The organism is Planotetraspora thailandica, assembly GCF_016863335.1.
Taxonomy (GTDB): Bacteria; Actinomycetota; Actinomycetes; order Streptosporangiales; family Streptosporangiaceae; genus Planotetraspora; species Planotetraspora thailandica.
This window is the reverse complement of the sequence record NZ_BOOR01000108.1, coordinates 1-4405: the sequence shown is the minus strand read 5'-3', so window position 1 is coordinate 4405 and position 4405 is coordinate 1. Positions and strand designations below refer to the sequence as shown.

General features: G+C 65.7%; 6 protein-coding genes. All 6 read right to left on the bottom strand.

Translation table 11 applies throughout. From position 1 onward, the window contains the following. Positions 1–778, bottom strand: a 778-nt coding sequence (locus Pth03_RS41040; protein WP_373318692.1) for a nickel/cobalt transporter, incomplete at its 3' end; no start/stop codon positions are given. A 248-nt stretch (positions 779–1026) separates the two neighbouring features. Then, positions 1027–1488, bottom strand: a complete 462-nt coding sequence (locus Pth03_RS41035; protein WP_203949940.1) for a MerR family transcriptional regulator — start codon at positions 1486–1488, stop codon at positions 1027–1029. Beyond that, positions 1485–1679 (bottom strand): hypothetical protein, encoded by a 195-nt coding sequence (locus Pth03_RS41955; protein ID WP_239119810.1) that lies wholly within the window; start codon positions 1677–1679, stop codon positions 1485–1487. The genes Pth03_RS41035 and Pth03_RS41955 overlap by 4 nt, the downstream gene beginning before the upstream one ends. A gap of 445 nt (positions 1680–2124) precedes the next feature. Beyond that, complete coding sequence (locus tag Pth03_RS41025) at positions 2125–2361, bottom strand: hypothetical protein (protein ID WP_203949938.1); 237 nt, start codon at positions 2359–2361, stop codon at positions 2125–2127. 304 nt (positions 2362–2665) lie between these two features. After that, on the bottom strand, positions 2666–3214 hold the full coding sequence (locus Pth03_RS41020) for a GNAT family N-acetyltransferase (protein ID WP_203949937.1): 549 nt from the start codon (positions 3212–3214) through the stop codon (positions 2666–2668). 150 nt (positions 3215–3364) lie between these two features. After that, positions 3365–3886, bottom strand: coding sequence for an Hsp20/alpha crystallin family protein (locus Pth03_RS41015; protein WP_203949936.1), 522 nt, complete (start codon positions 3884–3886; stop codon positions 3365–3367). Positions 3887–4405 lie beyond the last annotated feature (519 nt).

The following is a 4405-nucleotide window of genomic DNA, read 5'->3' as shown; positions in this document are numbered from 1 at the left end:
CGGTGAGGACGGTGACGGCGCCGGCCAGATAGAGACAACCGGTGATCGAGACGGCGATGCCCGCGACGACCGGTGTCCAGGCCGACACGGCGGAGGCCGCCGACAAGCCCTTCGTACGGCGGGTGAGCAGCCCGTGGCCCTGGATCGTGACGACGCCCACCGCGGTCAGCGTTAAAGCCATCCCGACCCCGAACGCCAGAACGAGCACGACCGCGTCGATCGCCCGCCCGGTGAGCAGGCCGCTCACCAGCACGATGAACGCCGACGGCGACGGCAGCAGGCCGCCGGACAGGGCGAGCGCGATCAAACCCTTCCGCGTCCACGGGTCGGTGGGTGCCTCATCATGTCCGTGACCGTGTCCGTGCCCGTGCCCATGCCCATGCCCGTGGCTGTGGTCGCGCCGGCGCAGGTGGGCGCGTATGTGCCGGAACGCGAGATGCACGCCGACTCCGATGACGATGACGGCGGCCACCACCTGCATCCACGCCGTGACGGACTCGGTCCCCATCCCGGCGAGGCCGGAGACGCCCACCCAGACCAGTGCCAGCACCAGTACGGAGAACGTGTGCATGATCGCAACGATGACGCCGAGCCGTACGGCGTCGCGGTATCGGCCGTGGGTGCCGAAGAGATACGCGGCGGTGACGCTCTTGCCGTGCCCCGGTGCGACCGCGTGCATCGCGCCGACACCGAGAGCGATGGCCAGGGCTATCCAGAAGACCCCGCCGTTGTCGAAGAACGCGATGAACCGGCTGTCGATGCTGCTCAGACCCGTCATGCCGACTTCCTTTTCCGCCGTACCCGCAACGCGACAAGACCGCCGATCCCGGCGGCCATCACGGCCTGCCGGAACCCGGCGGAGATCGGGTCCTGTGGAGTAGCACCGCCGCAGATCAGGGCGAGCGAAGTCATTCAGCCAGGCGTCTACGGCGAGAGAGCCACCAGTGAGCAACCAGTGAATGAACTTAAGATTTGCTGTGAATTGGCCGAAGACTCAGCTTTGTAGCTGAAAGCGCGATCTATCGCTTATGGCAATCGGTGCTCCCTATGCCCGTCTCGTGGTCGTGCGTGCTGCTGCGCTTCCGCCTGCTCTGAGAGGGGCAATGGGCAACGTGGACTGGCCGCGCACGTCACCAGGTCATCGCACCCTGCTTTCAGCGCCTGGAGCAGCGCGTGACGGATCTGCTGGAGATCGGCGATCTTCCGTTCCACTTCGGCGAGCTTGCTCATGGCTCGTCCCTGCAAGCCGCCGTGTCGATGAGAAGCCGCATCGATGAGCTCCGCAATCTCATCGAGTGTGAATCCGAGTCTCTGCGCGGCCTTGATCAGTCGAAGGAGGGCCACAGCCTCCGGCGGATATCGCCGATGTCCCCCGTTGCTCCGTTGAGGCTCGTCCAGCAGGCCACGCCGGTGGTAGTAGCGCAGGGTCTGGACGTTGACACCCGCCGCTTCGGCGACCTCCCTCGTACGCAGCCAGCCACCGGTCATGACGCGACCTGGCCGATCGCGCGAGCCGCCAGCCCATCCAGCACCCGGGCGTGAACGGCGGGCACCTCGATGTCGATGGTCAGACTCCGCCCCTGGGTGGTCAGGCGGAAGGAGAAGAACGAGCAGCAGTCCGCCTCCCGGGCTATCAGGTCCCGCGCGGTCTCCTCCACCCGCGGAGCGCCGTCGAGCAAGAGTCGCAGATGAGTCGGTCCTACTCGCTCCAGCTTCCGCAAGGCGGAAGAGAACAGCCCGTCGAACTCCGCCACTCGTAACGGCCGCTCTTGCGACGGAAGCGTGCATTCAGTCGGTGCCCACTCCATGAGTCCTCCGTCTGCCGGTGCCACTCGTCTCCTATGCGAGCGACCCCCACAGCTCGACGGTAAGGCTGTACCGGGGTACGGAATGCAACCCCAGACCTGCACCCGCGCCAGGCGTCAATCGGTGCCGACGAGGCGCACCTTGGTTGACCGTCGTTGCTCGATGCGCCACCGATGAATGGTCCCCATGGGTCCCCGTAGTGTTCATGGGCGACGGCCTGTGCTGGACAGCGCTCGGAAGGATTTCCGGCGGACACAGGCCGTCGCAGTCATTGGTGGGTCCGAGGGCTCAGGCCGCGCCCCGGGTGCCTTGTTGACTTCAATTGGTTCCACCGCGGAGCCGAGACCGGCGGTGAAGGAGCGCCCAGATCATCACCACTGCCGCCACGACACCCGGCCCACAGTGTGCAAGAAGGACTCCTCCGAGACTGGGACCGCCCCAGTCGCCCTGGTACGTCGCCGGATCGGACATGTCGATGACGAGAGGCTCGACGAGCGCGCGGGCGACGGCGTATGCGCCCACGATGAATCCGAATATCTTGATGGCCTTCCACATGTCTTCACGGTATGTTCGCGATTCACAGAATGGGCGAACTCATTTGAATTCCGACAACCGAATTGCCGACAGCATGCGCATTTCTGAAATCGCGGCACAGTGTCAGGAGGTCGTGCCCCTGTTCGAGCGGGCGCCGGCAACCACCGAGGCTGCCTATGCGCCAGATCGCCCCAAGAATGTAGTCCTGCGCCGCGCCCTGGAGATCACGCCGTCTTCAACTTCGCGCACGCGGGGGCGACAACCGACCGGAGGCCACATATATCCGAGCGGAAGGGCGGTAATCCGGCCTGAATGATTCCGTCGCTCAGAACGACGCGGCCATCGCGTCGAAGTCGCCGCGATCGATGGCGTGGACGGCCACCGGCCGGCCGTACGCCGGGACCACGGTCTCGCGATCGAACGTCATGCCGAGCTTGTCCATCACCCGTTTCGACGCGTCGTTGTCGACGTGCCGGATGCTGACGATCCGCTCGAGCCCGCATGAGGTGAAGCCGAACCGCAGGGCGACCCGGGCCGCCTCCGTGGCGTAGCCCCTGCCCCAGAACTCGTGACCCAGCCGCCAACCGATCTCGACTGCGGGCAGGATCTCCGGCAGGAAGGCCGGTTCGGTCAGCGCCACCCACCCGGCGAACCGCCCGCTTTCTCGGATGACCACCGAGAACATGCCGTGACCGCGCTCGTCCCACTCCTGGCGCGCGCGGGCCAGGCCGTCCGCGGTCTGCTGCCGGCTGCGGACCGTGCCGTTCCCGATGAACCGCATGACCCTCGGATCGGCGTTGACGGCGGCGAGCGGGTCCAGGTCGTCTTCGGTCGGCTGCCGGAGGATGAGACGGGAGGTCTCGAACATCACCATGTATCGATCGTCCCGCGAGAAGCACACCCAGAGGTACGGCCGGCGCCCCGGTCTGACCCGAGCATGCGCGAGCCGCTCTTCGATCGCCGAGGTGATCAGAGAGCGGCTCGCCGTTCTGCCCGCTCGCCGTGTGCGAGCGGGCTCAGGTCGTCAGGACGAATTCGGCGGAATCGATCCCTTGGAACGCCGCTGGCCTTTTCCCCGCGCCTCTGTGACCTCGACGCGACGGGTGCGGCCCTGGGCGGCTTTGGGGATCCGGACGGTGAGGACCCCGTCTTCCAAGGAGGCTTCCACGTTCGACTCGTTCACGTCTGAGGGCAGCGACGTGTGGTAGTGCAAGCGGCCCATGCGCACGCGGAGCGCGCCTCCGCCGCCCTCCTCCTCGTGAACCTCGCCGGTGATGCACAGCTCGCGGTCGGTGATTCCGATCTCGATGTCCGAGGGCGCCACGCCCGGCAGTTCAAGCTTGATCATGTAGGCCTCGTCGGACTCGTCGATCTCGGCGACGGGCACCCATGGGCGTTCCATCTCGGTCTCGGTCGACGACGGGATCAGCCATCCGATCCGGCTGAGCAGTTCTTGGACGTCGGCGAACGGATCTCGCCGCAACATCGCGGACGGCTCGACTCCGTGCATGTGGTGAGCTCTGCCGCGTCTCATCGGCAACGTCATGACATCCCCCTGTCGTCCCCGAACGACTGGATCCGGGTTCTCAGAGAAACCCGGGGCCGTGCTCAACGACGGCCTGCGCTGTCAGCCGTACAACCTGCTACGCCTGCGGTGACAGATACCCCTGCAGTGATTCGGTCACACCGTCAGGAATGCCGCGTGCGAGTACATCAGATGACGCAAAGGCTGTTCCATCCCCTGGATATGAGAAGTCCTTCCGCTGAGGCTCTTCGTCGTTTGATGGAAAAATGGATGTTTGGGGGTTTCTGGTGGGTTATCGGCGGAATTTGCTAGATGAAGGCCCAAGAATCGCACGGCCACCGTGTAAATCGGCCCAGGTGGACAGGGTGATGCCGGCCGAAGCCCATGAAGGGCCAGGAGGCTGATCCCACGAGAAACCAGGACGTACGCCGGCCAGTGAACTCCGCGATCGTGTACGGCAACGCTCGCGTGGTCACGCGGACCTTCGCGGTCAGCCCGTCGCCCAGCGGCCGGCGGTGAGACAGCGCAGGGGCAAAAGCC